General features: G+C 69.8%; 31 protein-coding genes. 20 read left to right on the top strand and 11 right to left on the bottom strand.

What is annotated here, in order from left to right:
• Positions 1-8 precede the first annotated feature (8 nt).
• From TTH_RS02275 to TTH_RS02265, 3 genes are all read left to right on the top strand, one after another.
• Positions 9-449 (top strand): hypothetical protein, encoded by a 441-nt coding sequence (locus TTH_RS02275; protein WP_011227934.1) that lies wholly within the window; start codon positions 9-11, stop codon positions 447-449.
• Positions 449-1363, top strand: coding sequence for a signal recognition particle-docking protein FtsY (gene ftsY, locus TTH_RS02270; RefSeq protein WP_011227933.1), 915 nt, complete (start codon positions 449-451; stop codon positions 1361-1363). The genes TTH_RS02275 and ftsY overlap by 1 nt, the downstream gene beginning before the upstream one ends.
• A 133-nt stretch (positions 1364-1496) precedes the next feature.
• Positions 1497-1922 carry a disulfide bond formation protein B gene (locus tag TTH_RS02265; protein WP_011172524.1) on the top strand — a complete coding sequence of 142 codons (426 nt, stop codon included), beginning with the start codon at positions 1497-1499 and terminating at the stop codon, positions 1920-1922.
• Here the strand turns inward: TTH_RS02265 and TTH_RS02260 are convergent.
• Positions 1867-2352 carry a hypothetical protein gene (locus TTH_RS02260; protein ID WP_011227932.1) on the bottom strand — a complete coding sequence of 162 codons (486 nt, stop codon included), beginning with the start codon at positions 2350-2352 and terminating at the stop codon, positions 1867-1869. The two genes, TTH_RS02265 and TTH_RS02260, sit on opposite strands and share 56 nt — an antisense overlap.
• Before the next feature lie 40 nt (positions 2353-2392).
• Between TTH_RS02260 and TTH_RS02255 the strand changes: the two genes are divergently transcribed.
• Positions 2393-2623: a hypothetical protein gene (locus tag TTH_RS02255; protein ID WP_011172522.1), complete on the top strand. Its 231-nt coding sequence runs from the start codon at positions 2393-2395 to the stop codon at positions 2621-2623.
• Here TTH_RS02255 and guaB read toward each other — a convergent pair.
• Complete coding sequence (gene guaB / locus TTH_RS02250; RefSeq protein ID WP_011227931.1) at positions 2620-4101, bottom strand: IMP dehydrogenase; 1482 nt, start codon at positions 4099-4101, stop codon at positions 2620-2622. The two genes, TTH_RS02255 and guaB, sit on opposite strands and share 4 nt — an antisense overlap.
• 144 nt (positions 4102-4245) lie before the next feature.
• On the opposite strand from guaB, the gene TTH_RS02245 reads away from it, so the two are divergent.
• Complete coding sequence (locus tag TTH_RS02245) at positions 4246-5166, top strand: carbohydrate kinase family protein (protein ID WP_011227930.1); 921 nt, start codon at positions 4246-4248, stop codon at positions 5164-5166.
• Here TTH_RS02245 and hisH read toward each other — a convergent pair.
• From hisH to TTH_RS02230, 3 genes are all read right to left on the bottom strand, one after another.
• Positions 5137-5733 (bottom strand): imidazole glycerol phosphate synthase subunit HisH, encoded by a 597-nt coding sequence (gene hisH, locus TTH_RS02240; RefSeq protein ID WP_011172519.1) that lies wholly within the window; start codon positions 5731-5733, stop codon positions 5137-5139. The genes TTH_RS02245 and hisH overlap by 30 nt on opposite strands.
• A gap of 115 nt (positions 5734-5848) precedes the next feature.
• Entirely contained in the window at positions 5849-6433 is a 585-nt protein-coding gene (hisB, locus tag TTH_RS02235) for an imidazoleglycerol-phosphate dehydratase HisB (RefSeq protein WP_011227929.1), read from the bottom strand.
• Positions 6426-7469 carry a pyridoxal phosphate-dependent aminotransferase gene (locus TTH_RS02230; protein WP_011227928.1) on the bottom strand — a complete coding sequence of 348 codons (1044 nt, stop codon included), beginning with the start codon at positions 7467-7469 and terminating at the stop codon, positions 6426-6428. The genes hisB and TTH_RS02230 overlap by 8 nt, the downstream gene beginning before the upstream one ends.
• 28 nt (positions 7470-7497) lie before the next feature.
• On the opposite strand from TTH_RS02230, the gene TTH_RS02225 reads away from it, so the two are divergent.
• Together TTH_RS02225 and TTH_RS02220 are read left to right on the top strand one after the other, a co-directional pair.
• Complete coding sequence (locus TTH_RS02225; protein ID WP_011227927.1) at positions 7498-7878, top strand: HEPN domain-containing protein; 381 nt, start codon at positions 7498-7500, stop codon at positions 7876-7878.
• A complete protein-coding gene (locus tag TTH_RS02220) occupies positions 7835-8194 on the top strand; it encodes a nucleotidyltransferase domain-containing protein (RefSeq protein WP_011227926.1) in 360 nt (119 codons plus the stop codon). The genes TTH_RS02225 and TTH_RS02220 overlap by 44 nt, the downstream gene beginning before the upstream one ends.
• Here TTH_RS02220 and nox read toward each other — a convergent pair.
• Together nox and TTH_RS02210 are read right to left on the bottom strand one after the other, a co-directional pair.
• Positions 8191-8808 (bottom strand): NADH dehydrogenase, encoded by a 618-nt coding sequence (gene nox / locus TTH_RS02215; protein ID WP_011227925.1) that lies wholly within the window; start codon positions 8806-8808, stop codon positions 8191-8193. The genes TTH_RS02220 and nox overlap by 4 nt on opposite strands.
• A 136-nt stretch (positions 8809-8944) precedes the next feature.
• Entirely contained in the window at positions 8945-9880 is a 936-nt protein-coding gene (locus TTH_RS02210; RefSeq protein WP_011227924.1) for a thiamine-phosphate kinase, read from the bottom strand.
• Positions 9881-9907: 27 nt separating this feature from the next.
• Here TTH_RS02210 and TTH_RS02205 point away from each other — a divergent pair, with 27 nt between their 5' ends.
• The 13 genes from TTH_RS02205 to lysN all read left to right on the top strand — a co-directional run bounded on the left by TTH_RS02205 (position 9908) and on the right by lysN (position 21402).
• Positions 9908-10624 carry a 2-phosphosulfolactate phosphatase gene (locus TTH_RS02205; protein ID WP_011227923.1) on the top strand — a complete coding sequence of 239 codons (717 nt, stop codon included), beginning with the start codon at positions 9908-9910 and terminating at the stop codon, positions 10622-10624.
• Complete coding sequence (locus TTH_RS02200) at positions 10612-11316, top strand: WecB/TagA/CpsF family glycosyltransferase (RefSeq protein WP_011172511.1); 705 nt, start codon at positions 10612-10614, stop codon at positions 11314-11316. The genes TTH_RS02205 and TTH_RS02200 overlap by 13 nt, the downstream gene beginning before the upstream one ends.
• A gap of 9 nt (positions 11317-11325) precedes the next feature.
• Positions 11326-13212, top strand: coding sequence for a tetratricopeptide repeat protein (locus TTH_RS02195; RefSeq protein ID WP_011227922.1), 1887 nt, complete (start codon positions 11326-11328; stop codon positions 13210-13212).
• A gap of 23 nt (positions 13213-13235) precedes the next feature.
• Positions 13236-13715: a flavin reductase family protein gene (locus TTH_RS02190; protein ID WP_011172509.1), complete on the top strand. Its 480-nt coding sequence runs from the start codon at positions 13236-13238 to the stop codon at positions 13713-13715.
• An 88-nt stretch (positions 13716-13803) separates the two neighbouring features.
• Positions 13804-14340 carry a YceD family protein gene (locus TTH_RS02185; RefSeq protein ID WP_011227921.1) on the top strand — a complete coding sequence of 179 codons (537 nt, stop codon included), beginning with the start codon at positions 13804-13806 and terminating at the stop codon, positions 14338-14340.
• Between the two features lie 59 nt (positions 14341-14399).
• Entirely contained in the window at positions 14400-14582 is a 183-nt protein-coding gene (gene rpmF, locus TTH_RS02180; RefSeq protein WP_008631660.1) for a 50S ribosomal protein L32, read from the top strand.
• 164 nt (positions 14583-14746) lie between these two features.
• Positions 14747-15715 carry a beta-ketoacyl-ACP synthase III gene (locus TTH_RS02175; RefSeq protein ID WP_011172506.1) on the top strand — a complete coding sequence of 323 codons (969 nt, stop codon included), beginning with the start codon at positions 14747-14749 and terminating at the stop codon, positions 15713-15715.
• Positions 15715-16632, top strand: coding sequence for an ACP S-malonyltransferase (gene fabD, locus TTH_RS02170; RefSeq protein ID WP_011172505.1), 918 nt, complete (start codon positions 15715-15717; stop codon positions 16630-16632). Before TTH_RS02175 ends, fabD begins: the two co-directional genes overlap by 1 nt.
• Complete coding sequence (gene fabG, locus TTH_RS02165; RefSeq protein ID WP_011172504.1) at positions 16625-17362, top strand: 3-oxoacyl-[acyl-carrier-protein] reductase; 738 nt, start codon at positions 16625-16627, stop codon at positions 17360-17362. The genes fabD and fabG overlap by 8 nt, the downstream gene beginning before the upstream one ends.
• Before the next feature lie 32 nt (positions 17363-17394).
• Positions 17395-17637 carry an acyl carrier protein gene (acpP, locus tag TTH_RS02160; protein ID WP_008631656.1) on the top strand — a complete coding sequence of 81 codons (243 nt, stop codon included), beginning with the start codon at positions 17395-17397 and terminating at the stop codon, positions 17635-17637.
• A gap of 119 nt (positions 17638-17756) precedes the next feature.
• On the top strand, positions 17757-18983 hold the full coding sequence (fabF, locus tag TTH_RS02155) for a beta-ketoacyl-ACP synthase II (protein ID WP_011227920.1): 1227 nt from the start codon (positions 17757-17759) through the stop codon (positions 18981-18983).
• Positions 18983-20113 (top strand): deoxyguanosinetriphosphate triphosphohydrolase, encoded by a 1131-nt coding sequence (locus TTH_RS02150; RefSeq protein WP_011227919.1) that lies wholly within the window; start codon positions 18983-18985, stop codon positions 20111-20113. Before fabF ends, TTH_RS02150 begins: the two co-directional genes overlap by 1 nt.
• 95 nt (positions 20114-20208) lie before the next feature.
• Positions 20209-21402 carry a 2-aminoadipate transaminase gene (gene lysN / locus TTH_RS02145; RefSeq protein ID WP_011227918.1) on the top strand — a complete coding sequence of 398 codons (1194 nt, stop codon included), beginning with the start codon at positions 20209-20211 and terminating at the stop codon, positions 21400-21402.
• Here lysN and TTH_RS02140 read toward each other — a convergent pair.
• The 4 genes from TTH_RS02140 to panB are packed head-to-tail and all read right to left on the bottom strand — an operon-like array spanning position 21376 to position 24689.
• Positions 21376-22065, bottom strand: coding sequence for a hypothetical protein (locus TTH_RS02140; RefSeq protein ID WP_164926029.1), 690 nt, complete (start codon positions 22063-22065; stop codon positions 21376-21378). The genes lysN and TTH_RS02140 overlap by 27 nt on opposite strands.
• Positions 22040-22933 (bottom strand): DNA-methyltransferase, encoded by an 894-nt coding sequence (locus tag TTH_RS02135; RefSeq protein WP_011227916.1) that lies wholly within the window; start codon positions 22931-22933, stop codon positions 22040-22042. Before TTH_RS02135 ends, TTH_RS02140 begins: the two co-directional genes overlap by 26 nt.
• A complete protein-coding gene (locus tag TTH_RS02130) occupies positions 22930-23856 on the bottom strand; it encodes an RluA family pseudouridine synthase (RefSeq protein WP_011227915.1) in 927 nt (308 codons plus the stop codon). Before TTH_RS02130 ends, TTH_RS02135 begins: the two co-directional genes overlap by 4 nt.
• A 47-nt stretch (positions 23857-23903) precedes the next feature.
• Positions 23904-24689 (bottom strand): 3-methyl-2-oxobutanoate hydroxymethyltransferase, encoded by a 786-nt coding sequence (gene panB, locus TTH_RS02125; RefSeq protein ID WP_011227914.1) that lies wholly within the window; start codon positions 24687-24689, stop codon positions 23904-23906.
• Positions 24690-24692: the final 3 nt, after the last annotated feature.

Below are 24692 nucleotides of genomic sequence, written 5' to 3'. Positions count from 1 at the left end.
TGGACGCCATGAGACGGCTTCTCGTCGTCCTTCTCGCCCTTTTGGGCCTCGCCTCGGCCCAAGGCGCCATCGGGATGCGCTTCGGCTACGGGGAAGGCCTCGGCCTCACCTTCGGGGCCGGGATGGAGAACCGCCTACGGCAGAACCTCTCGGGCCGCCTCGCCGCCGACCTCGCCCCCGAGGCCCCCGGGGTGGCCCTGGAGGCCCTCCTCCTCTTCAAGCCCGACCTGGGGCAGTACGACCCCGCCCTCAAAGGCCTCCTCCCCTACGTGGGCGGGGGGCTCGCCGGGGTGGTGGGGCCCGCCCCCACCTTGGGCGTGAGCCTGGCCCTGGGCCTCGAGGGCCTCCTGGACCCCACCACCGGCCTCTTCGCCGAGGGCGGCTACACCTACGGCTTCGCCGACTTTCCTAAGGTCTTCCGCCTCGCCTTCGGGGTAAGCTTCCGCTGATGGGCCTCTTTGACCGGCTCAGGGCGGGCCTCGCCAAGACCCGGGAAAGGCTCCTCAAGGCCATCCCCTGGGGCGGCGACCCCGAGGAGGTCCTGGAGGAGCTGGAGATGGCCCTCCTCGCCGCCGACGTGGGGGTGGCGGCCACGGAGGAGCTCCTCAAGGAGGTGCGGGCCTCGGGGCGGCGGGACCTGAAGGAGGTGGTGAAGGAGAAGCTCGTCCAGATGCTGGAGCCGGACGAGCGGCGGGCCACGCTGAGGAAGCTCGGCTTCCGTCCCCAGAAGCTCCGCCCCGTGGAGCCTCAGGGGCACGTGGTGATGGTGGTGGGGGTGAACGGGGTGGGCAAGACCACCACCATCGCCAAGCTGGGCCGCCTCTACCAGGGCCTCGGCAAGAAGGTCCTCTTCTGCGCCGGGGACACCTTCCGCGCCGCGGGGGGAGCCCAGCTTGCGGAGTGGGGGAAGCGCCTCGGGATCCCGGTGATCCAGGGCCCGGAAGGGGCGGACCCCGCCGCCCTCGCCTTTGACGCCGCCAAGGCCCGAAGGGCGCGGGGCCTGGACCTCCTCTTCGTGGACACCGCGGGCCGCCTCCACACCAAGCAGGGCCTCATGGAGGAGCTCAAGAAGGTGAAGCGGGCCATCGCCAAGGCGGACCCCGGGGAGCCGGGGGAGGTGTGGCTCGTGCTGGACGCCGTCACCGGGCAAAACGGCCTGGAGCAGGCCAAGCGCTTTCACGAGGCCGTGGGCCTCACCGGGGTCATCGTCACCAAGCTGGACGGGACGGCCAAGGGCGGGGTCCTGGTCCCCATCGTCCGCACCCTAAAGGTGCCCATCCGCTTCATCGGCGTGGGAGAAGGCCCGGACGACCTCCAGCCCTTTGACGCCGAGGCCTTCGTGGAGGCCCTCCTCGAGGCCTGAGCGCCCGGGCGTGGGTTTCGCCAAAGGGGACGCCCGAACCAGGCTTTGGGGCATTAGCCCACGAGCAGCCGCCCAAGGAGCCAGAGGTTGAGCCCGGTCACGAAGAGCGCGGCCCCCCAGGCCAAGGCCCGGTATGCTGGAGGCCGTGGAGCGAAAGACCCTCTACCTGGCCTTCGCCTGGGTGGTGGCCCTGGTGGCCACCCTGGGCAGCCTCTACTACTCCGAGGTGCGCCTCTTCCTGCCCTGCGAGCTCTGCTGGTACCAGCGGATCTTCATGTACCCCCAGGCGGTGATCCTGGGCCTTGCCCTCTGGCGGCAGGACTTTGGCGTCTGGCCCTACAGCCTCGCCCTCTCCCTCCTTGGGGGAAGCGTGAGCGTCCTCCACCTCACCCAGCAGTGGTTCCCGGGACTCTTCCCTCTGGCCTGCAAACCCCCCGTGCCCTGCAGCGCGGAGTACATCCCCGAGTTCCCCATCCCCCTCCAGGCCCTCATCGCCTTCACCCTCATCGCCCTCGCCATGGGCCTTCTCGCCCGCCAGGCCCGAGGTGGAAGGCGTTGAGGAAGAGGGGAAGCGCCCGCCCCTTCTCCTCCTGGGCCCGCAAGGCCTCCTCAAAGGCCCAGGGCTCCATGAGGAGGGGAGGGAGGCGGAGCCAGCCCAGGTAGTACTCCCCCGCCTGGCCCGGGTAGCGGAGGCGGGCCCGCTCCTCGGGGAAGAGGAGGCGCTCAAAGGCCTCGGGGTCCGCCAGGTAGGGGCTGTCCCGGAGGGGGTGGAGGTGCTCCCGGAGGCGGAGGGGGTCTGTCCAGAAGCCGTAGCGGAGCCTCCGGTCCAAGGCCTCGAGCTCCCGGAAGCGGCGGGCCCGGGCGAGCTCCAGGCGCTTTAGGCGGAGGCGGGCGTACTGGGCGAGGGTGAGGATCTCCCGGGAAAGGCCCGAGGCCACGAGGAGCCTCGAGGCCATGACGTAGTCCTGGTACTCCCGGTAGGGGTCCACAAGGGCCAGGATGGCACAGGCGCGGGTTTAGGATGGTGGCATGGACCGCAAGGGCTGGGTGATGCGGGCGGTGGAGGCGCTCCGCCTCGCCACCTTCAAGGAGATCCAGCGCTACCTGGACGAGGAAGGGGAGCCCTTCTCCAAGAAGGAGCTTCTGGACACCCTCAAGGCCCTGGTGGCGGAGGGGCTTTTGGAGGAGAAGGAGGGCGTCTACCGCCCCGCCCGGAAGAAGGGGAGCGCGGAGGCCTTCCGCCGCCTCTTCGGGGATTAGCGGGAGTAGTTGGGGGCCTCCTTGACCACCACCACGTCGTGGGGGTGGCTCTCAATGAGCCCCGCCATGGTCATGCGCACGAAGCGGGCCTTCTTGCGGAAGGTCTCAATGTCCGGCGCCCCCACGTACCCCATGGCGCTCCGCAAGCCCCCCACGATCTGGTAGAGGACATCGGCCACGGGGCCTTTGTAGGGCACCATTCCCTCAATCCCCTCGGGAACGAGCTTCTTGGCCTCGGTCTCCCCTTTTTCGGGATCCTGGAAGTAGCGGTCGGCGGAGCCCTGCTTCATGGCCCCCAGGGAGCCCATGCCCCGGTAGAGCTTGTAGCGGCGCCCGTCCTTTAAGACCTCCTCCCCCGGGGCCTCGTCCGTGCCCGCCAGCATGCTGCCGAGCATCACCGCGTGGGCCCCGGCGGCGATGGCCTTGGCCACGTCCCCCGTGTACTTGATCCCCCCGTCGGCGATCACGGGCACGTCCAGGTCCTTAACCCCCGCCACCGCCTCGAGGATGGCCGTGATCTGGGGCACCCCCACCCCCGTGACCACCCGGGTGGTGCAGATGGAGCCGGGGCCGATCCCCACCTTCACCGCGTCCGCCCCCCGCTCGGCCAGGGCCCTCGCCCCTTCTCGGGTGGCCACGTTCCCGGCGATGACCTCCACCCTCTCGCCGAAGGTCTCCTTGAGGTAGGCGAGGGCCTCCAGGATCCCCTTGGAGTGGCCGTGGGCGGAGTCCAAGACGAGGACGTCCACCCCCGCCTCCACCAGGGCCTGGGCCCTTTCGGGAAGGTCCTTGGAGGCCCCCACCGCCGCCCCCACGAGGAGCCTTCCCTGGGCGTCCTTGACGGCGTTCGGGTACTGGCGCCGCTTGACGATGTCCTTCAGGGTGATGAGCCCCTTGAGCCTCCCCGACTCGTCCACCAGGGGGAGCTTCTCCACCTTGTGCCGCCTGAGGAGCTCCTCCGCCTCCTCCAGGGTGGTGCCGGGGCGGGCGGTGACGAGGCGCTCCACCGGGGTCATGACCTCGGTCACGGGCCGCTTGAGGTCCCGCTCAAAGCGGAGGTCGCGGTTCGTCACCAGGCCCAGAAGCCTCCCGTACACGTCCACCACGGGTAGCCCCCCGATGCGGTACTCCCGCATGAGGCGCTCGGCGTCCTCCAGGGTGGCCGTGGGGGGGAGGGTCACGGGGTCCTGGATCATCCCCGCCTCGGAGCGCTTCACCTTGCGCACCATGGCCGCCTGGGCCTCAATGGAGAGGTTCTTGTGGATGACCCCAAGCCCCCCCTCCCGGGCCATGGCGATGGCCATCTCCGCCTCGGTCACCGTGTCCATGGCGGCGGAGAGGATGGGGATGTTGAGGAAAAGGCGCTTGGTGAGCCGCGTCCTGACGGAAACCTCCTTGGGCAGGACCTCGGAGTAGTCGGGAAGGAGCAACACGTCGTCAAAGGTGAGCCCCTCGTAGAGGATCTTCCCCTCGTCCATACTCTCTAGGGTAAGCCTTCCCCGGGCGGCGGTCCACCTCGTTACGCATTTCTCATGTTGGCCGGGTATCCTCCGGGCAAAGACAGGGGCGCCCGTGGGCTAGACTAAGGGCAGACCCTTGGGCGTACGGGTTAAGGAGGCGAGATGCGGTTCTTCGTGTTGGGAGACGTTTCCGTGGACCTCCTCTTCTTCCTGGAGCGCATCCCCGAGCCGGGGGAGGAGGTGCCCTCGAGGCGGGCCCTGATGAAGCCGGGAGGGGCCGGGGGAACCTTGGCGGCCCAGCTCGCAAGCCTAGGCCACCGGGTCTTTCTGGCGGGCCGGGTGGGGAAGGACCCCTTCGCCGAGCTCGCCCTAAGCCGGGTGCGGGAGGTGGGGGTGGACCTCCGCCACCTCCAGGAGGACCCGGAGCACACCACGAGCTCCGTCCTCATCCTGGTGGTCCCCGGGGGGGAGCGGGCCATGGTGAGCGCCGAGGGGGCGAGCCGCTACCTGGACCCGGCCCTCTTCAAGCCCCGCTTCCTGGACCAGGTGGACGCCGTGGTCCTCTCCGCCTACGCCCTGGTGGGGGGGCCTTCCCGGAGCTACGCCGCCGAGGTCCTCGAGGCGGCGCGAAGGCGGGAGCTCCCCGTTTTCGCCGACCTCGGGGCCGGGGCGGTGCGGGCCGCGGGAAAGGAGCTCCTGAAGCACCTCCGGGGGGTGGGCTGGCTCCTCATGAACGAGGGGGAGCTCAAGACCCTCACCGGGGCCTCCTCCATCTCCCAGGGGGTGGCGAGGCTCCGCCAGGAGGGGTTCCAGCACCTCGCCGTCAAGGTGGGGGCCATGGGCTCCATCGTGGTCACCCCGGAGGGGGAGGAGCTCATTGAGCCCTTCCCCGTGGAGGACATCGTGGACTCCACGGGGGCCGGGGACGCCTACACCGCCGCCTTCGCCCACGCCATCCTGGAAGGCCTAAGCCCCGTGGAGGCGGGCCGCCTGGCCAACCTGGCGGGCGCCTTGGCCGCCACCGCCATCGGGGCCCAGGGGCGGCTCGTCACCCTAGAGGACCTCAAAGTAGCGGCGGGCTAGGGCGAGGAAGGCCAGACCCGCCTTCCCGCTCTTCTCGGGGTGGAACTGGGGCGCGAGGAGGTTTTCCTTGGCGAGGAGGGCAGTGAAGGGGGTGCCCTCGTACTCCCCCTTCCCCAGGGAGTAGGGGGTGAGGGGGCCGTAGTAGGAGTTGGCGAAGTAAAAGTGGCGCCCCGTGAGGGGGGCGAAGGCCCCGCCGAACTCCAGGGCGTTCCAGCCCATCTGGGGGACCCGGCCCGCCCTGAAGCGCCGCACCTCCCCGGGAACGAGGCCAAGCCCCCTCACCCCCGGGGCCTCCTCGCTGCCCTCGTAGAGGACCTGCATCCCCACGCAGATTCCGAGGAAGGGTAGGCCCCTTTCCAGGTGGCGGCGGACCCGCTCCACGAAGCCGCTCTCCTGGAAGGCCCGCATCACCTGGCCGAAGTGGCCCTGCCCGGGGAGGACAAGGAGGTCGGCCTCCTCGTGGGCCTTGGGGTCCTGGGCCACCGCCACGGAGAAGCCCGCGGCCTCCAGGGCCTTGGCGGCGCTTCTCAGGTTGCCTGAGCCGTAGTCAATGAGCAGCGCCTTCATCCTCACTCCCAAAGGGGGCATCATCCGGTTTCCTTCGTCCGACTGGCCCGGGGAGGCTCCCTCAGGGAGCTTTTGCCGGGGCCCCCATGCTGGCGCAAGCCAGCATGGGGTGGCATCAAAGCACCCCTTTGGTGCTGGGGACCCCCTCCCCCGTGCGCCGGGTCGCCTTGTGGAGGGCCCGGGCCAAAGCCTTAAAGCTCGCCTCCACCACGTGGTGCGCCTCCCTTCCGGAAAGGAGCCTCAGGTGGAGGGTGAGCCGCCCGTGGTTCACCAGGCCCCGCAGGAACTCCCGGAGGTGGTAGTGGTTCACCCCGCCCGCCTCCCCCACCACGGGCCAGGCCTCGGGGCGGAACTCCAGGTGGGGCCTTCCCGAGAGGTCCAAGACGCAGAGCACCAGGGTCTCGTCCATGGGGGCGAAGGCCTCGGCGTAGCGCTCCAGCCCCACCCCGTCCCCCAGGGCCTCCTTCAGGGCCATCCCCAGGGCGATGCCCACGTCCTCCACCAGGTGGTGCACGTCCACCTCGAGGTCCCCCCTGGCCTCCACCTCCAGGAGGAAGCGGCCGTGGCGCTGGAGCTGGAGAAGCATGTGGTCCAGGAAGGGGAGGCCCGTGTCCACCTTCCCCCCGGTGGGCCCGTCCAGGCCAAGGCGGAGCCACACCCAGGTCTCGGCCGTGGCCCTTTCCACCGTGGCCTCACGCATAGGCCACCCCGAAGGCCGCCCTAAGGAAGGCGTCCATCTCCTCCCTCCGGCCCACGGTCACCCGGAGGCACCCCGCAAGCCCCGGATAGCGGTCCTGCCGACGCACCAGGACGCCCTGGGAAAGGAGGTGGCGGAAGGCCTCTTCGGCATCGGGGGTTCGCACCAGGAGGAAGTTGGTGCGGCTCGGGTAGGGGCGCCAGGTGGGGTGGGCGAGGAGCTCCCGGTAGACCCGCTCCCTCTGGGCCACCACCTCCTCCACCACCTTCTCCACGTAGCCCGGGTTTTCCAAGACCACCTCCAGGACGGCCCCGGTGTGGGCGGGGAGGACGAAGGGGGGCAGCACCTCCCGCACCACCCCCGCCACCTCCGGGCTTCCCAGGAGGTACCCGGCGCGGACCCCCCCCAGGGAGAAGGCCTTGGAGAAGGTGCGAAGCAGGGCCACGTGGGGGTTTTCCCGGGCGAGGAAGCGGAAGTCCGTCCCGGCAAACTCCCGGTAGGCCTCGTCCACCACCAAAAGCCCCCCCACCTCCTTGGCCCTTTCCGCCAGGGCCCGAAGGGCCTCCTCCGGGAAGAGGGCCCCCGTGGGGGCGTGGGGGTTGGGAAGGAAGAGAACCCCGCCCCTAAAGGCGGCGAGGAGGGCCTTGAGGTCCAGGGAGAACCCTTCCCCGAGGGGCACCGCCCGGTAGGGCGTCCCCGCCACCTTGGCGGCGTGGGCGTAGTGGGGGAAGGAGGGCCTAAGGTCCAGGACCTCCTCCGCCGCCAGGCTCAGGGCGAGGATCAGGAGGTTGGAGCCGGGAGCAAGGACGATCCCCTCCTCGGGCCAGTCCAGAAGGGCGGAAAGCCTCTTCCGCAGGCTTTCGGCGTGGATCTCCGGGTAGCGGTTCCAGGGGATGGCCCTAAGGCGCCCCAAGGCCTCCTCCTTAAGCGCCCCGGGGAGGTCAAAGGGGCTTTCGTTCTGGTCCAACTTCACCGGGGCCTCCTCCTTCTTGTAGGGGTAAGGGCTAAGGCCCCGGAGGTGCGCCTTGAAGGCCCGCATGCCCCGAGTATAGCGGTAAACTCAGGGCATGAACCGGGCCCGGGACTGGCTCCTCCAGGCGGAGAAGGACCTGGAGACGGCCGAGATCGCCCGGAACGCCGGGAGGCACGAGTGGGCCTGCTTCGCCACCCAGCAAGCGGCCGAGAAGGCCGTCAAGGCCCTCCACCTCCACCTGGGCCAGGAGGCCTGGGGGCACCTCGTGGCCCGGCTCCTAAAGGAGCTTCCCCTTCAGGTGCCCCAGGAGCTGGTGGAGAAGGCCCGCTATCTGGATGGGCTCTATATCCCTACCCGCCACCCCGACGCCTTCCCCGAGGGGCCTTTGGCGGAGCACTACGGACCCTTGCAGAGCGAGGATGCCATAGGCTATGCCCGTGAGATCCTTGGGTTCGTCCGTGCTCAGATGGCCTAGCCGGGAAGAAGTGGAGGAGGCCCTGAAGGCCTGGCTTTCCCGCCACCCCATCCCGGGGCTTTTGGCCGCGGGCTACTTCGGCTCCTACGCCCGGGGGGAGGCAGGGGTGGGGAGCGACCTGGACCTCCTCCTCCTGGTGGCGCACTCCCCCCTCCCCCCCTGGAAGCGCCCCCTGGGGCTTTCCCTAGAGGAGCTTCCCGTGCCCGCGGAGGCCCTGGTCTACACCCTGGAGGAGTGGAAAGGCCTGCCCCAAAGAAGCCCCCGCCTGGCCCGGGTCCTCCGGGAGGAAACCCGCTGGCTCCTCCCCCCTCCCTAGCGCCAGAGGACCACCCGCTCCAGGGGCAGGCGGTGGGAGGGGTAGCCCTCCTCCGCCGGGTAGCCCAAGGCCACCAGGGCGGGGATGGCGGCGTGGGAAGGAAGCCCCAGGATCGCCCTCACCCTCTCGGGGTCAAACCCCAGCATGGGGACGCTTCCGAGGCCATAAGCCTCCAGGAGGAGAAGGAGGTAGCCCAAGAGGATGTAGCTCTGCCCGGAGGCCCAGGCCTTTCGCGCCTCTTGCCCCATGGCGGCGAAGGCCCGTTGGATGGCCTGCTTCTGCGCCTCACGCCTTTCCCCCTGGACCCCGGGGTGGATGACCTCGTCCAGGTGGGCGAGAGCGTCCTCGAGGTCGGCGTAGAGGACCAGGACCACGGGGGCCTCCTCCACGTGGGCCTGGCCGAAGGCCGCCTCCCTCAGGGCCCGTTTGGTGGCGGGGTCCCGCACCACCACGATCCGCCAGGGCTGGAGGTTCCAGGCCGAGGGCGCCCGGAGGGCGGCCTCGAGGATTTCCCGGAGAAGCCCCTCGGGTACGGGGTCCTTCCGGTAACGCCGGATGGAACGCCTCTTTAGGGCCGCCGTCTTCGCGTCCAAAACGGGAAGGGTCGCCTCCATACGCCGGGGAGTCTAACCCGGGGGGAGGGACAGTTTTGTGAAATAAAGCACTTTACAAAGCAAAAGCCCCCTGCCCTTGCGCCCCTCCCGTCCGAAAGCCGGGGAGCGCTCAGAGCTCCCGCTTTGTGGAGCAGTGTCAAAAGTGGGCATACCCCTTCCGGGGAAGGGGCGCCCCCCGGAGGTAAACCCCTTCCCCCGCCACCACCCTCCCTGCCCGGAAGAGGGGAAGCCCCTTGGCCTTGGCCCTCGCTTCCACCGCGGCCGCCCCTTCCTGGGGCACCACCAGGACCGCCTCAAACTCCTCGCCCCCGTAGAGGACGAGCTCCAAGGCCGCCTCCTCGCTCCCCGCGAAAGCCAAGACGTCGGGGTAGAGGGGCAGGGCCTCCACCTCCACCCCCACCCCGAGGTCCGCAAGCTGCCAGAGAGTTTCGGCGAGGCCGTCGGAGGAGTCCAGGCTTCCCCGGAGGAGGCCGGAGAGGGCGAGGAGCTCCAGGCGGGGCAGGGGGTAGAAGGCGGCCTCCCGGATCTTGGGAAAGCCCTCCAAGGAGCGCCCCTCGTAGTGGGCCCTTATGGCCGCCCCCGTCCTCCCCCACCGGTCCCCGGCGAGGTAGAGGAGGTCCCCGGGGAGGGCCTTCCGGGGCAGGGGGGCCTCCGCCAGGGCGTAGCCGGAGACGGTGAGGGCCACCTCCACCCCCCGGTTCGTGTCCCCCCCGAGGAGGAAGGCCCCAAGCCGCTTTGCCGCCTCCGCCGCCCCGCGCACGAGCTCCAGGACGAAGCCCTCCTCCAGATCCTCGGGCAGGAAGAGGCCCAAGGTGAAGCCCAAGGGCCGCCCCATCTTGGCGAGGAGGTCCGAGGCCGTGGCCGCCACCCCCCTAAACCCCACCTCAAAGGGACCCATGCCCTTCAGGGCCACCTCCCGGTAAAGGAAGCCGTCGGTCTTGAGGAGCCAGGCCCTCCCCTCCGCCCACACCCCCCCGGCGTCGTCCCCCGGGGGCAGGGGGGCCTCAGGGGGGTAGCCCAGGGGGGCGAGCCTCGCGAGGAGGGCCCGTTCGCCCAGGTCCTTAAGCCGCATACGCCCAGGCTAGGGTATCATGGCGGGGTGTGCCGGGTTGACCTGTGCCTGAGGCCGGCCCGGGGTCCCCTGATCCTGGTGGAAGTCCTGCCCGCGGGAAGCGTCCTCACCCGCCTTCTCGCCCTGGGGGCGCGGGAGGTCTGGGTGGCCCCGGGGCCGAAGGTGGCCCGCCTCCTGGCGGAGGCCTTCCCGGAGGAGGCTCTTCTCCTCGGGGAAGTGGAGGGGTTTCCCCCGGAGGGCTTTCACGGGAGGCTCTCCCTCCTGGACCTGGAGGCCGCCGAAGTCCGGGGCAGGCGGGCCGTGCTCTCGGCCCCCACCCTGAACGCGAGCCTCCTCCCGGAGGAGGAAGAGGTGTACCTGGCGAGCCTGAGGAACGCCAAGGCGGTCCTCGAGGCCGCCCGGGGGCTCAAGGCGCCCACCCTGCGCCCCTCGGGGGCGCCCGAGCCCCTGCTTTCGGCGGTGGTGGCCCTGGGGTTTCTGGAGCGCAAGCTCGCCCCTGAGGCCCCGCCGAGCCTTCCCGCCCTCCTCCTCAAGGCCTTCCCCGACCCCCAGGAGGCCCTCTTCCAAAGCCCCGAGGGCCAGACCCTCCACCGCCAGGGCCGCACCGAGGAGCTGGCCTGGGCGAGCCTCATCGGGGTGGACCCCGTGGTGCCCAAGCTCGCCGAGGTCCGCTTCTTTCCCAAGGAGGCCCACGGGCTTAGCCGGGACCGGTACGCCCAAAGGTTCATCCCATGGAAAGGCTGACCCTCCTCGGCCTCCCCCTAGACCCCGTGGACATGGAGGAGGCCCTCAAGCGCATCGGGGGCTTCCTCCAAGAGGAAAGGACCCACCAGGTGGTGACCCTGAACCCCGAGATCGCCGTAAGGGCCCAGGAGGACGAGGCCCTGAGGCGGGCCGTCCTCGAGGCCGAGCTCGTCACCCCGGACGGGGTGGGGATCCTCTGGGCGGTGCGGCGCCTCCACGGCCTTTCCCTCAAGGAACGGGTCACGGGGATTGACCTCACCCTCGCCCTCCTCCGCCGGTTTCCGGGGGTCCGGGTCTACCTCCTCGGGGGGAAGCCGGGGGTGGCCGAGGGAGCCGCCCGGGAGGTGGAGCGCCTGGGGGGCGTGGTGGTGGGCCTCCACCACGGCTACTTCCAGGAGGAGGCCCCGGTGGTGGCGGCCATCCAAAAGGCCGCCCCCGACCTCCTCCTGGTGGGCATGGGGGAAAGGCAGGAAGCCTTCATCCACCGCCACAAGCCCCACCTCGAGGCCCGGGTGGCCATAGGGGTGGGGGGCACCCTGGACGTCCTTGCGGGAGAGGCCAGGCGCCCCCCCCTTTGGGCCCAGAGGCTCGGCCTGGAGTGGCTTTTAAGGGTGGGGCTAGACCCAAAGCGCTGGCGGAGGGCCCCCAGGCTTTTCCGCTTCGCTTACCTCGTCCTCAAGGAGAAGCGCTAAAGTAGACCCATGCGGCGCTTCCTCGCAGGCCTTTGGCTTCTCGGCCTCGCCCTCGGCCAGGGCCTCGTCCTTCCCTTTGAGGGGCCCAAAGGGTACGGCCTCGCCCAGGCCTTCGCCCAAGGGCTAAAGGCCCCGCCCCCCACCCTCCTCGCCCTCCTCCTCCCCGACCTCCCCTGGCGGGGAAGCTACGAGCTCGCCGGGGGGCTCTACACCAAGGCGGGGGCCCGGCTCGCCCGGGCGGCCACGGGAGCGGACTGGGTGCTCCTCGGACGGGAGGAGGAAGGGGGCCTCAGGCTCATCCTCGCCCGGGAGGGCGGCTCCGAGGAGCGGCTCTTCAAGACCCCAGAGCTCGCCTGGCTCTGGCTCCAGGGCAAGGGGCTCGCCCCGAGGCTCTCCCCCCTCCCCACCCCCGGCCTCCCGGAGGAAAGGCTTCGCGCCTTGGCCCAGGGGGAGGCCCCCGACCCCTTGCACCGCTCGGCCCTGGACCTGAAGGAGGGCCGGGGGAGCGGGCTTCTTGAGGGGCTTCTCCCTGAAAGGCTCCTCCTCCTCTGGCAGGGGAAGCTTCCCCGGGCCTACGAGGCCTTCCGGCTCCTCGCCGAGGGGAAACGGGAGGAGGCCTTGGCCCTGGCGGAGGCCATGGAGGAGGGGGACGTGCTGGAAAGGACGGCCGCCCACCTCCTCTTCCGGGCCCTGGAGGACGAGCGCTGGAAGGCCTCGGCGAGGAGGCTGGCGGAGGCCTTCCCCGAGCTTTCCCTGGCCTGGGAGGAGGTGAGCTTCGCCGCCTTCCAGGAAGGCAAGGGGGAGGAGGCCAAGGAGGCCCTCCTCAAGGCCCTCGCCCTCCGCCCGGACTACTGGCTCTACTGGACCAACCTGGGCTGGGCCTACTACCTCACCGGGGACCTCCCCCGGGCCATCCAGGCCTCGGAGAGGGCGGTGGCCCTTTCCCCCAACGCCACCGCCTACTACAACCTGGGCCTTTTCAAGGCCATCTACGGGGACTTCCTTGGGGCCAAGGCCGCCTACGACCGGGCCCTGAGGCTGGACCAGGGCGAGGACTACCCCGAGGCCCTGAAGGACCTGGAGGAACGGGAAGAGCCCCTCGCCCTCTTCTTCCGGGCTTACCTCGCGGAGCGGACGGGCCTGGAGGCCGAGCCCCTTTACCGGGCCTTCCTCGAGGCCCACCCCAGGCACCCCGCCGCCTTCGCCGCACGGAGGGCCCTCGCCACCCTAAAGGCGGGGGGGCTTTCCCTGGAGGTGGAGCGCCTCACCCTGGTCCCGGGCGGCCCGGACGCGCGGCCCTTCCGCGCCGGGGAGGCCATCTTCCCCGAGGTGCGGCTGGAGGGGCGGCCCTACCTCAGGCAGGCCTCCTTGTTCACCGCCCTCTACCGGGAGGGAAGGAAGGTGGCCGAGGAGGAGAAGCCCGTGGGCTTCCCGCCCCTCACCGTGGCCCTCCTCGAGGTGGCCCCTCCGGTGGTGCCGGAGGCCCCGGGGCGGTACCGCCTCGAGGTCCGCTACGCCGAGGCCCGGGCGGTCCTGGACCTGGAGGTGGGGGCGCCGAGCCTCGCCCGCAGGCTCTTCGCCCTGGGCCTCGAGGTGCGGGACCTCTCGGGTAGGCCCCTCCTCACCCCCAAGGAGGCCCTGGGGGAGGACGGGGAGCGGCTCCTCCTGGAGCGCGCCCGAGAGGCCCTGATGGAGGCCGCCCCCCTGGCCACCACCGAGCGCCTCACCCAACCCTTGGAGAAGGGCCCCGTGGCCGGGAGGAGCGTCCAGGAGGTGCTGCGCGACCCTGACCCCGAGATCCTCCGGGCCTTCTTCCAGGCCGTGCTGGAAAACCCCGAGCGGCTCGCGGAGACCGACGTGGTCAACGCCTTCGTCAACTGGCTCCTGGAGCCCTAACCTAAGGAAAGGGAGGTGGAAGCGTGAACCTGGAGGCCAAGAAGAAGGTGCTGAGGAGCTTCACCTACGGGCTTTACGTCCTCACCGCCAAAGACGGGGACGAGGTGGCCGCGGGGACCGTGAACTGGGTGACCCAGGCCTCCTTCCAGCCCCCCCTGGTGGCGGTGGGGCTCAAGCGGGACAGCCACCTCCACGCCCTGGTGGAGCGCACCGGGAAGCTCGCCCTCATGACCCTGGCCCACGACCAGAAGGCCATCGCCCAGGACTTCTTCAAGCCCACGGTTCGGGAAGGGGACCGGCTGAACGGCCACCCCTTTGAGCCCTCCCCCACCTTCGGCCTCCCCCTCCTCACGGAGCTCCCCTACTGGCTGGAGGCCGAGGTGCGCCACCTCTACCCGGGCGGGGACCACAGCCTGGTGGTGGCCGAGGTGGTGGAGGCGGGGGTGCGAAGGGAGGAGAAGCCCCTGGTCATGTGGGACACGGGCTGGTTCTACGGGGGCTGAGGCCAGGGCAACCCCCCTTGCCGCGGCGGGGACCTAAAGCGTCCCCGCCCTGGAAAAAACGCCCCTTCGGCGCTATCCTTTTAAGGATATGGACTACACGACCGCCACCAGCATCAACCTGGCCCGCCTCCTGAAGGAAGGGGGGACGGCCCGCGCCCAAGGGGTGGTCCAGGAGGCCTTCGTGGTCGGGGAGGAGCGCTTCCCCCTGCAAGGGGAGGCCTCTTGGCGGGTCGCCATCTCCTCCGTGGGGGGGAACGAGTACTGGCTCTCCGGGGAGGTGGAGGGGGTGGTGCTCATGGAGTGCCGCCGCTGCCTCAGGCCCACCCCGACCCGGATCCACGCCCACTTCCAGCACCTCCTCCACTACGAGCCGGGCCTCGAGGAGGTCGTCTTCCACGAGGAGGGCGAGGAGGAGTTCTACGCCTTCGGCCTCCCCGACCTGGACCTCCTCCCCTTCCTCACCGAGGCCTTCGTCACCGAGATGCCCTACACCGTCCTCTGCGAGGAGGGGTGCAAGGGCCTCTGCCCCGTGTGCGGGGCGGACCGCAACGTGGAGGACTGCGGCCACGAACCGGAGGCCTTCCACCCCTTCCTCGGCCTCAAGGACCTCCTTCCGGAACTCTAGGCCTTCTGCTATACTACCTGGGGTTTAGCGGGGCTAGGCCCCCGAGTCTGGAGGAGAAGATGGCGAAGCACCCTGTACCCAAGAAGAAGACCTCCAAGGCGCGCCGGGACGCCCGGCGGAGCCACCACGCCCTCACCCCGCCCACCCTGGTCCCCTGCCCCGAGTGCAAGGCCATGAAGCCCCCCCACACCGTCTGCCCCGAGTGCGGCTACTACGCCGGGCGGAAGGTGCTGGAGGTCTAAGCCTCCACCCATCGGTCTTGCCGCATGGGATGCCCGAACTAGGACCGGAGGAGGCCCTTTTGGGGCCCCCGCCTAGGCCTTGGTGGGGCATTTAAGAGGCCCCGGGCGCGCCCGGGGCCTCCGGCCTTTTTGGGTATAGTAAAGCCCATGACGGGAGGTCGGGCATGAGCGGGATCCTGGCCCTAGGGGCCTACGTCCCCGAGCGGGTCATGACCAACGCCGACTTTGAGGCCTACCTGGACACCTCGGACGAGTGGATCGTCACCCGCACCGGGATCAAGGAACGGCGCGTCGCCGCAGAGGACGAGTACACCTCGGACCTGGCCTTCAAGGCGGTGGAGGACCTCCTAAGGAGGCACCCCGGGGCCCTCGAGGGGGTGGACGCCGTGATCGTGGCCACCAACACCCCGGACGCCCTCTTCCCCGACACCGCCGCCCTGGTGCAGGCCCGCTTCGGCCTCAAGGCCTTCGCCTACGACCTCCTCGCGGGCTGCCCCGGATGGATCTACGCCCTGGCCCAGGCCCACGCCCTGGTAGAGGCGGGCCTGGCGCAGAAGGTCCTGGCGGTGGGGGCGGAGGCCCTTTCCAAGATCATTGACTGGAACGACCGCGCCACCGCCGTCCTCTTCGGCGACGGAGGCGGGGCCGCGGTGGTGGGCAAGGTGCGGGAGGGGTACGGCTTCCGCTCCTTCGTCCTAGGGGCGGACGGCACCGGGGCCAAGGAACTCTACCACGCCTGCGTGGCCCCGAGGCTTCCCGACGGCACCTCCATGAAAAACCGCCTCTACATGAACGGGCGGGAGGTCTTCAAGTTCGCCGTGCGGGTGATGAACACCGCTACCCTCGAGGCCATAGAGAAGGCGGGCCTCACCCCCGAGGACATCCGCCTCTTCGTCCCCCACCAGGCGAACCTCAGGATCATTGACGCCGCCCGGGAGCGCCTGGGGCTTCCCTGGGAAAGGGTGGCGGTGAACGTGGACCGCTACGGCAACACCTCCACGGCCTCCATCCCCTTGGCCCTCAAGGAGGCGGTGGACGCGGGCCGGATCCGGGAGGGGGACCACGTCCTTTTGGTCTCCTTCGGGGCGGGGCTCACCTGGGCCGCCGCCGTCCTCACCTGGGGAGGTGCCTGATGTACGCCGCCCTCTTCCCCGGGCAGGGCTCCCACCGGGTGGGGATGGGCAGGGCCCTCTACGAGGCCTCCCCCGCCGCCAAGGAGGTCCTGGACCGGGCCGAGGCCGCCCTACCCGGCCTCCTTAAGCTCATGTGGGAGGGCCCGGAGGAGGCCCTGACCCTCACGGAGAACCAGCAGCCCGCCCTCCTCGCCGCAGGCTACGCCGCCTACCGGGCCTTTTTGGAGGCGGGCGGAAAGCCCCCTGCCCTCGCCGCGGGCCACTCCTTAGGGGAGTGGACGGCCCACGTGGCCGCGGGCACCTTGGAGCTGGAAGACGCCCTAAGGCTCGTGCGCCTTAGGGGCAGGTACATGCAGGAGGCCGTCCCCGTGGGGGAAGGGGCCATGGCCGCCGTGCTGAAGCTCCCCCTGGAGGAAATCCAAAAGGCCCTGGAGGGCCTTGAGGGGGTGGAGATCGCCAACCTCAACGCCCCGGAGCAGACGGTGATCTCCGGGAGGAGGCAAGCGGTGGAGGAGGCCGCGGAAAGGCTCAAGGAGCGGCGGGCCCGCGTGGTCTTCCTCCCCGTCTCCGCCCCCTTCCACTCCTCCCTCATGGCCCCCGCGCGAAAGCGGCTGGCCGAGGACCTGGCCCAGGTTCCCCTGAGAAGGCCCCGCTTCCCCGTCTACTCCAACGTCACCGCGAGGCCCGAGGAGGACCCGGAGAGGATCCGGGCGCTCCTCCTGGAGCAGATCACCGCCCCGGTACGCTGGGTGGAGATCCTACGGGACATGGAGGCGAGGGGCGTCAAGCGCTTCTTGGAGTTCGGAAGCGGAGAGGTGCTCAAAGGCCTCGTCCTCCGCACCCTGAAGGAGGCGGAGGCCTTGAGCGTCCAGGACCCGGATAGCCTGAGGAAGGCGCTGGAGGTGGAGCGTGCGTAAGGCCCTGATCACCGGAGCAAGCCGCGGCATCGGTCGGGCCATCGCCCTGAGGCTGGCGGAGGACGGCTTCGCCCTGGCCATCCACTACGGCCAGAACCGGGAGAAGGCCGAGGAGGTGGCGGAGGAGGCAAGGCGCCGGGGAAGCCCCCTGGTGGCGGTCCTCGGGGCGAACCTCCTGGAGGCCGAGGCGGCCACCGCCCTCGTCCACCAGGCGGCGGAGGTCTTAGGGGGCTTGGACACCCTGGTGAACAACGCCGGCATCACCCGGGACACCCTCCTCGTGCGCATGAAGGACGAGGACTGGGAGGCGGTCCTCGAGGCCAACCTCTCCGCCGTCTTCCGCACCACCCGGGAGGCGGTGAAGCTCATGATGAAGGCCCGCTTCGGCCGCATCGTCAACATCACCAGCGTGGTGGGGATCCTGGGCAACCCGGGCCAGGCCAACTACGTGGCCTCCAAGGCGGGGCTCATCGGCTTCACCCGGGCGGTGGCCAAGGAGTACGCCCAGCGGGGGATCACGGTGAACGCCGTGGCCCCGGGGTTCATTGAGACGGAGATGACGGAAAGGCTCCCCCAGGAGGTCAAGGAGGCTTACCTAAAGCAGATCCCCGCCGGGCGCTTCGGCCGCCCTGAGGAGGTGGCCGAGGCCGTGGCCTTCCTCGTCTCGGAGAAGGCGGGCTACATCACCGGCCAAACCCTCTGCGTGGACGGGGGGCTTACCCCCCACTGAGGTCGTGCTAAAATCCCCCCGGGAGGTTTTTCATGACGGAGCAGGAGATCTTTGAAAAGGTGAAGGCGGTGATCGCGGACAAGCTCCAGGTGGAGCCGGAGAAGGTGACCCTCGAGGCCCGCTTCATTGAGGACCTGGGGGCGGACAGCCTGGACACCGTGGAGCTCATCATGGGCCTGGAGGACGAGTTCGGCCTGGAGATCTCCGACGAGGAGGCCGAGAAGATCCGCACCGTCAAGGACGCCGTGGAGTACATCAAGGCCAAGCTGGGCTAAGGCCCCCCACGCTGGCCCAAGCCGGCATGGGGCCCCGGCAAGGGCTTGCAACGCGGGTGGGGCGTGAAGGGCGCCCCGCCTCTCCTTTTTCCCGGGGCGTTCCCGGGTATACTACGCCCATGCGACGCGTGGTGGTCACCGGCCTAGGCGCCCTCACGCCCATCGGCGTGGGGCAGGAGGCCTTCCACAAGGCCCAGCTCGCGGGCAAAAGCGGGGTCAGGCCCATCACCCGCTTTGACGCCTCGGCCCTCCCCGTGCGCATCGCCGCCGAGGTGGACGTGGACCCCGGGGCCTACCTGGACCGGAAGGAGCTCAGGCGCCTGGACCGCTTCGTCCAGTACGCCCTCATCGCCGCTCAGCTTGCCCTGGAGGACGCGGGGCTAAAGCCCGAAGACCTTGACCCCGAGCGGGTGGGCACCCTGGTGGGCACGGGGATCGGGGGCATGGAGACCTGGGAGGCCCAAAGCCGGGTCTTTCTGGAGCGGGGCCCAAACCGCATAAGCCCCTTCTTCATCCCCATGATGATCGCCAACATGGCCTCGGCCCACATCGCCATGCGCTACGGCTTCACCGGGCCTTCCTCCACGGTGGTCACCGCCTGCGCCACGGGGGCGGACGCCCTGGGAAGCGCCCTGCGCATGATCCAGCTCGGCGAGGCCGACCTCGTCCTGGCGGGGGGGACGGAGGCCGCCATCACCCCCATGGCCATCGGGGCCTTCGCTGTGATGCGAGCCCTTTCCACAAGGAACGAGGAGCCCGAGAAGGCGAGCCGCCCCTTCACCCTCTCCCGGGACGGGTTCGTCATGGGGGAGGGGGCCGGGGTCTTGGTCCTGGAGGCGTACGAGCACGCGAAGAAGCGGGGCGCCCGCATCTACGCCGAGCTCGTGGGCTTCGGCCGGAGCGCCGACGCCCACCACATCACCGAGCCCCACCCCGAGGGAAAGGGCGCCGCCTTGGCCATGGCCCGGGCCCTGAAGGACGCGGGCATCGCCCCCGAGCAGGTGGGCTACATCAACGCCCACGGCACCTCCACCCCCGTGGGGGACCGGGCGGAGGTGCTGGCCATCAAGCGGGTCTTCGGGGACCACGCCAAGAGGCTCATGGTCTCCAGCACCAAGAGCATGATCGGCCACCTCCTGGGAGCGGCGGGGGCGGTGGAGGCCATCGCCACGGTCCAGGCCCTCTACCACGGGGTCATCCCTCCCACGATCAACCTCGAGGACCCCGACCCCGAGCTGGACCTGGACTTCGTTCCCGAGCCCCGGGAGGCCAAGGTGGACTACGCCCTCTCCAACTCCTTCGCCTTCGGGGGCCACAACGCCGTCCTGGCTTTCAAGAGGGTCTGATGCGGTTTTCCCGGGAAGCCCTTCTGGAGCTGGAGGCCAGCCGCCTCGCCCCCTACGCCCAGAAGGCGCGGGACACCCGGGGGCGGGCCCACCCCGAGCCCGAGTCCCTCTACCGCACCCCTTACCAGAAGGACCGGGACCGGATCCTCCACACCACCGCCTTCCGCCGCCTGGAGTACAAGACCCAGGTCCTCCCGGGCTGGGCCGGGGACTACTACCGCACCCGCCTCACCCACACCCTGGAGGTGGCCCAGGTCTCCCGGTCCATCGCCCGCGCCCTCGGCCTCAACGAGGATCTCACCGAGGCCATCGCCCTCTCCCACGACCTGGGCCACCCCCCCTTCGGCCACACGGGGGAGCACGTCCTGAACGCCCTCATGCAGGACCACGGGGGGTTTGAACACAACGCCCAGGCCCTAAGGATCCTCACCCACCTGGAGGTGCGCTACCCCGGCTTCCGCGGCCTCAACCTCACCTACGAGGTCCTGGAGGGGATCGCCACCCACGAGGCCGCCTACAGCCCGGGCTTCAAGCCCCTCTACGAGGGGCAGGGGACCCTCGAGGCCCAGGTGGTGGACCTCTCCGACGCCATCGCCTACGCCGCCCACGACCTGGACGACGGGCTCAGGGCGGGCCTCCTCCACCCCGAGGAGCTCAAGGAAGTGGAGCTCCTCCAGGCTCTGGCCCTGGAGGAGGGGCTGGACCTCCTGAGGCTTCCCGAGCTGGACCGCCGCGTCTTGGTGCGGCAACTCCTCGGCTACTTCATCACCGCCGCCATAGAGGCCACCCACCGGCGGGTGGAGGAGGCGGGCGTGCAAAGCGCCGAGGCCGTGCGCCGCCACCCAAGCCGCCTCGCCGCCTTGGGGGAGGAGGCGGAAAAGGCCCTCAAGGCGCTCAAGGCCTTCCTCATGGAGCGCTTCTACCGCCACCCCGAGGTCCTCAGGGAAAGGCGCAAGGCGGAGGCGGTGCTGGAAGGCCTCTTCGCCGCCTACACCCGCTACCCCGAGCTCCTTCCCCGGGAGGTGCAGGCCAAAATCCCCGAGGAGGGGCTGGAGCGGGCGGTGTGCGACTACATCGCCGGAATGACGGACCGCTTCGCCCTCGAGGCCTACCGCAGGCTCTCCCCCTAAGGGCCCGCACCCCCCGCCAAGGCCGTGGGCAGGCGCTTTCGGAGCTCCGGGAGCGCGTTCCGGCGGGAGGAAGGGAAGCGGGGTAGACTATAGGGGTGAAACCGCTAAGCTGGTCCGAGGCGTTCGGTAAAAGCGCGGGAAGGATCCAGGCCTCCACCATCCGGGAGCTTCTCAAGCTCACCCAGCGCCCCGGCATCCTGAGCTTCGCCGGGGGGCTCCCGGCCCCCGAGCTCTTCCCCAAGGAGGAGGCGGCGGAGGCCGCGGCGCGGATCCTGCGGGAGAAGGGCGAGGTCGCCCTCCAGTACAGCCCCACCGAGGGCTACGCCCCCCTAAGGGCCTTCGTGGCGGAGTGGATCGGCGTGCGCCCCGAGGAGGTCCTCATCACCACCGGGAGCCAGCAGGCCTTGGACCTCGTGGGCAAGGTCTTCCTGGACGAGGGAAGCCCCGTGCTGCTGGAGGCCCCAAGCTACATGGGGGCCATCCAGGCCTTCCGCCTCCAGGGCCCCCGCTTCCTCACGGTGCCCGCCGGGGAGGAGGGCCCGGACCTGGACGCCCTGGAAGAGGTCCTCAAAAGGGAGCGCCCCCGCTTCCTCTACCTCATCCCCTCTTTCCAGAACCCCACGGGGGGCCTCACGCCCCTTCCCGCCCGGAAGCGGCTCTTGCAGATGGTGATGGAGCGGGGCCTCGTGGTGGTGGAGGACGACGCCTACCGGGAGCTCTACTTCGGGGAGGCGCGCCTCCCGAGCCTCTTTGAGCTCGCCCGGGAGGCGGGCTACCCCGGGGTCATCTACCTGGGAAGCTTCTCCAAGGTCCTCTCCCCCGGGCTTCGCGTGGCCTTCGCCGTGGCCCACCCGGAGGCCCTGCAGAAGCTCGTCCAGGCCAAACAGGGGGCCGACCTCCACACCCCCATGCTCAACCAGATGCTGGTCCACGAGCTCTTAAAGGAGGGCTTCTCCGAGCGCTTGGAACGGGTCCGCAGGGTCTACCGGGAAAAGGCCCAGGCCATGCTCCATGCCCTGGACCGGGAGGTGCCCAAGGAGGTGCGCTACACAAGGCCCAAGGGCGGGATGTTCGTCTGGATGGAGCTCCCCAAGGGCCTCTCCGCCGAGGGCCTCTTCCGGAGGGCCCTCGAGGAGAACGTGGCCTTCGTGCCGGGAGGTCCTTTCTTCGCCAACGGGGGCGGGGAGAACACCCTGAGGCTCTCCTACGCCACCCTGGACCGGGAGGGGATCGCGGAGGGCGTGCGGCGGCTGGGGCGGGCGCTAAAGGGGCTTTTGGCCTTGGTCTAGGAAGAGGAGGGGCTCTCTCCTTCTCAGCTCCCTCACCAGGGCGTCTAAAAAGGCTTCACCCTCCGCCACCGCCTCCTCGGGCCTCAGCAAAAGGGGTGCCCGGCGGGTGTCTATCTCCAAAACCCAGCAACCCTCCACGAGGCCTTGAGGCCAAAGGGGAGGGCGTCTTTGCGCAAGGGCGGCAAGCCCCTGCTTGAAGCGGGCGTAGACAGGGTCAAGCTCATTCCCCTGGGGAGGTCGGTAAACGCCTCCCCTTCGCTTGGTAGGCGCCCCGTAGTCCAGAACCACCACATACCCTACGACCACCTCGGGAAAAAGGAGCTGGACAGAGGAGACCTCCCCAACCAGATCGTCCAGGCGGTTAGGCCAGGACCCCGAGGGATTTTTCAGGATGGACTTCAGGGAAATGAGAAGCCGCGGCTTCTTGGGTAAAGATGAACCCGCGGGGTACACCAACCCCAGGTCCCACTTTTTCTCCCGGGCCAAACCGGGTACGGAAACCTCCCGCTCCAAGTGGGGCCAAAGATGTGGCGGTAAGCGCTCCCGTAAACGTTCCTCCAAATACCCCGCCAAAACCCCCTGGCGCCCGCTATCCTGGGAAGAGGTCCGTATCATGTTTTCTAAAAGCCTTTTCAACCTAACGGCGAGGATGGGTGGCTCCATCCAAGACCTCCAGGGAAAACCCAGGAACTTCCCTGGCAAAGCGCTCTTTGGCCAGCTGAGCGTACCGCGGCACGAGCTCCACGCCCAAAGCCCTCCTCCCCCACCTCGCCGCGGCGATGAGGGTGGTCCCGGTCCCGGCGAAGGGGTCTAAGACCACGTCCCCCACGAAGCTGAACATCCGCACCAGGCGCTCGGCGAGCTCCAGGGGGAAGGGGGCGGGGTGGTCCTTGGTGCTCTCCCCGGGGATGTCGTCCCAGATCTGCCGGAAGAAGCGGTGAAAGTCCTCCTTGGGAAGGCGGCTCTTCTCCCGCTGCTCTTGGGTGGGCTTGCGGTACCCCCCGGGCTTCCTTTGCATGAGGATGTACTCAATCTCCGTCTTGATGATGGCCCCGGGCTCGTAGGGCTTGCCCAGGAAGACGCCCCGCCCCTCCACCTCGAGGCTGGCGTTGGTGTGCTTGTGCCAGATGATGGGGTTGAGGTTATCAAACCCGAGCTTGCGGCAGCGCACCTGGATGTCGGCGTGGAGGGGGAAGACGAGGTGGCGCCCAAAGCGGCGCCTCGCCACGGCCACGTCCCCCACCACGATGACGAGCCTTCCGCCCGGGACCAGGAGGCGGAAGACCTCCCGCCACACCCGGTCCAGCTCGTCCAGAAAGGCCTCGTAGTCCTCTATGTGGCCGAGCTGGCCGGGGGTGTCCTCGTAGCGCTTCAGGGTCCAGTAGGGCGGGGAGGTCACCACCAGGTGGACCGAGGCCTCGGGGAAGGAGGCCAGCACCTCCCGGGCGTCCCCCACGTGGAGGCGGTGAACTCCAAAGGAGACCTTTTCCCCCTCTGAGAAGGCCTCTTTAGCCTTTGGAAAGGACCTCATTGCGCCCCAGCATACCCTTCCCGCACCACCTCCTCCGGCCACCTCCCCCCCAGGGCCTCCCAGGCCGCCGCCATGTCCTGGGGCACGGGGGCGAGAAGCTCCAAAATCCGGCCCGTGCGGGGATGGGGGATGCGGAGCTCGTAGGCGTGGAGGGCCTGGCGCCCGATATGGGGGCTCTTTCTCCCGTAGAGCTCGTCCCCCAGGATGGGGGCCCCGAGGTACTTGAGGTGGACCCGGATCTGGTGGGTGCGCCCCGTATGGGGCCTCGCCTCCACCAGGGCGTAGGGGCCTGCGGTGGCCAGGACCTGGAACTCGGTCTCGGCGTAACGGGCGGCGAGGCCGCCCACGTGCATCTTGTGCCGCTCCCGGGGATGCCTCCCGATGGGGGCGATGAGGACCCCCTCCCGGGGGTGGCCCTCGGTGATGGCCAGGTAGCGCTTCATCACCAGGCGGTCGCGGAAGGCCCGGGCCAGGCCCTCGAGGACCCCCCCGTGCTTCGCCACCACCAGGACGCCGCTCGTGTCCTTGTCCAGGCGGTGGACGATCCCGGGGCGGACGAGCTCGGGGGGCCCCTTCTCCACGGGCCCGTAGTAGCGGGCGAGGAGGAGGTTCACCACCGTGCCCGAGTAGACCCCGGGGGCGGGGTGGGTAAGGAGGCCCGGGGGCTTGTTCAGGGCCAGGACGTCCTCGTCCTCGTAGAGGATGGGAATGGGCAGGTCCTCGGGGAGGACCATGGGAGCCTCCTCCACGGGCTCCACCGCCACCTCCTCCCCTTTGAGCCGGTAGGCGGGCTTGAGGACCACCCGGTCCCCCACCCGGACCCGCCCGGCCTGGATCCAGGCCTGGGCCTTGGCCCGGCTCACGGAGAGGGCCTCCGCCACCGCCTGGTCCAGACGCACCCCTTCCCTACGAAAGCGCACCACGAAAGCCCATTCTACCCCTTAAGGGGCCGGGTTTTCAGCGGAGTTTTTCAGAAACTATGCTCCTCCCCGGGGAAGACCCCTTCCCGGACCTCCTGCGCGTACCGGCTCAAGGCCTCCTGGATGAGCCTGCCCGCCTCCAGGTAGCGCTTCACGAAGCGAGGCTTGAAGTCGCCGTAGAGCCCCACCACGTCGTGGAAGACGAGGACCTGGGCGTCCGTGTGGGGCCCGGCCCCGATCCCCACGGTGTGGACGGAAAGCCTCTCGGTGACCTCCTTGGCCAGGCGGGCGGGCACCATCTCCAAGACCACGCCGTAGGCCCCGGCCTCCTCCAAGGCCAAGGCCCCCTTGAGAATGCGCTCCGCCTCCTCCGGGCGCCGGCCTTGGAGCTTGTAGCCGCCAAGCTGGCTCGCCGTCTGGGGGGTGAGGCCCACGTGGCCCAGGACCGGGACCCCCGCCCGCACCAGGCCCTGGACGATCTCCGCCACCTCCTCGCCCCCCTCCAGCTTCACCGCGTCCGCCCCCCCCTCCTTGAGGAGGCGCTCCGCGGCGAGGAGGGCCCGGTCCAGGGTGGCGTAGGCGAGGTAGGGGAGGTCGGCCACGAGAAAGGTCTCCGGGGCCCCCCTGCGGGCGGCCTTGGTGTGGTGGAGCATCTCCTCCAAGGTCACGGGCACCGTGGAGGGGTAGCCCAGGACCACCATCCCCAAGGAGTCCCCCACCAAAATGGCGTCCACCCCGGCCGCCTCGGCCAGGCGGGCCGTGGGGTAGTCGTAGGCGGTGAGGTAGACGAGCCGCTGGCCCTTGGCGTTGCGGAAGTCCTTCACCGTGCGCCGCACGGG

The sequence above is a fragment of the Thermus thermophilus HB8 genome (assembly GCF_000091545.1).
GTDB classification, from domain to species: Bacteria; Deinococcota; Deinococci; order Deinococcales; family Thermaceae; genus Thermus; species Thermus thermophilus.
This window is presented reverse-complemented; position numbering and strand designations above follow the sequence as displayed.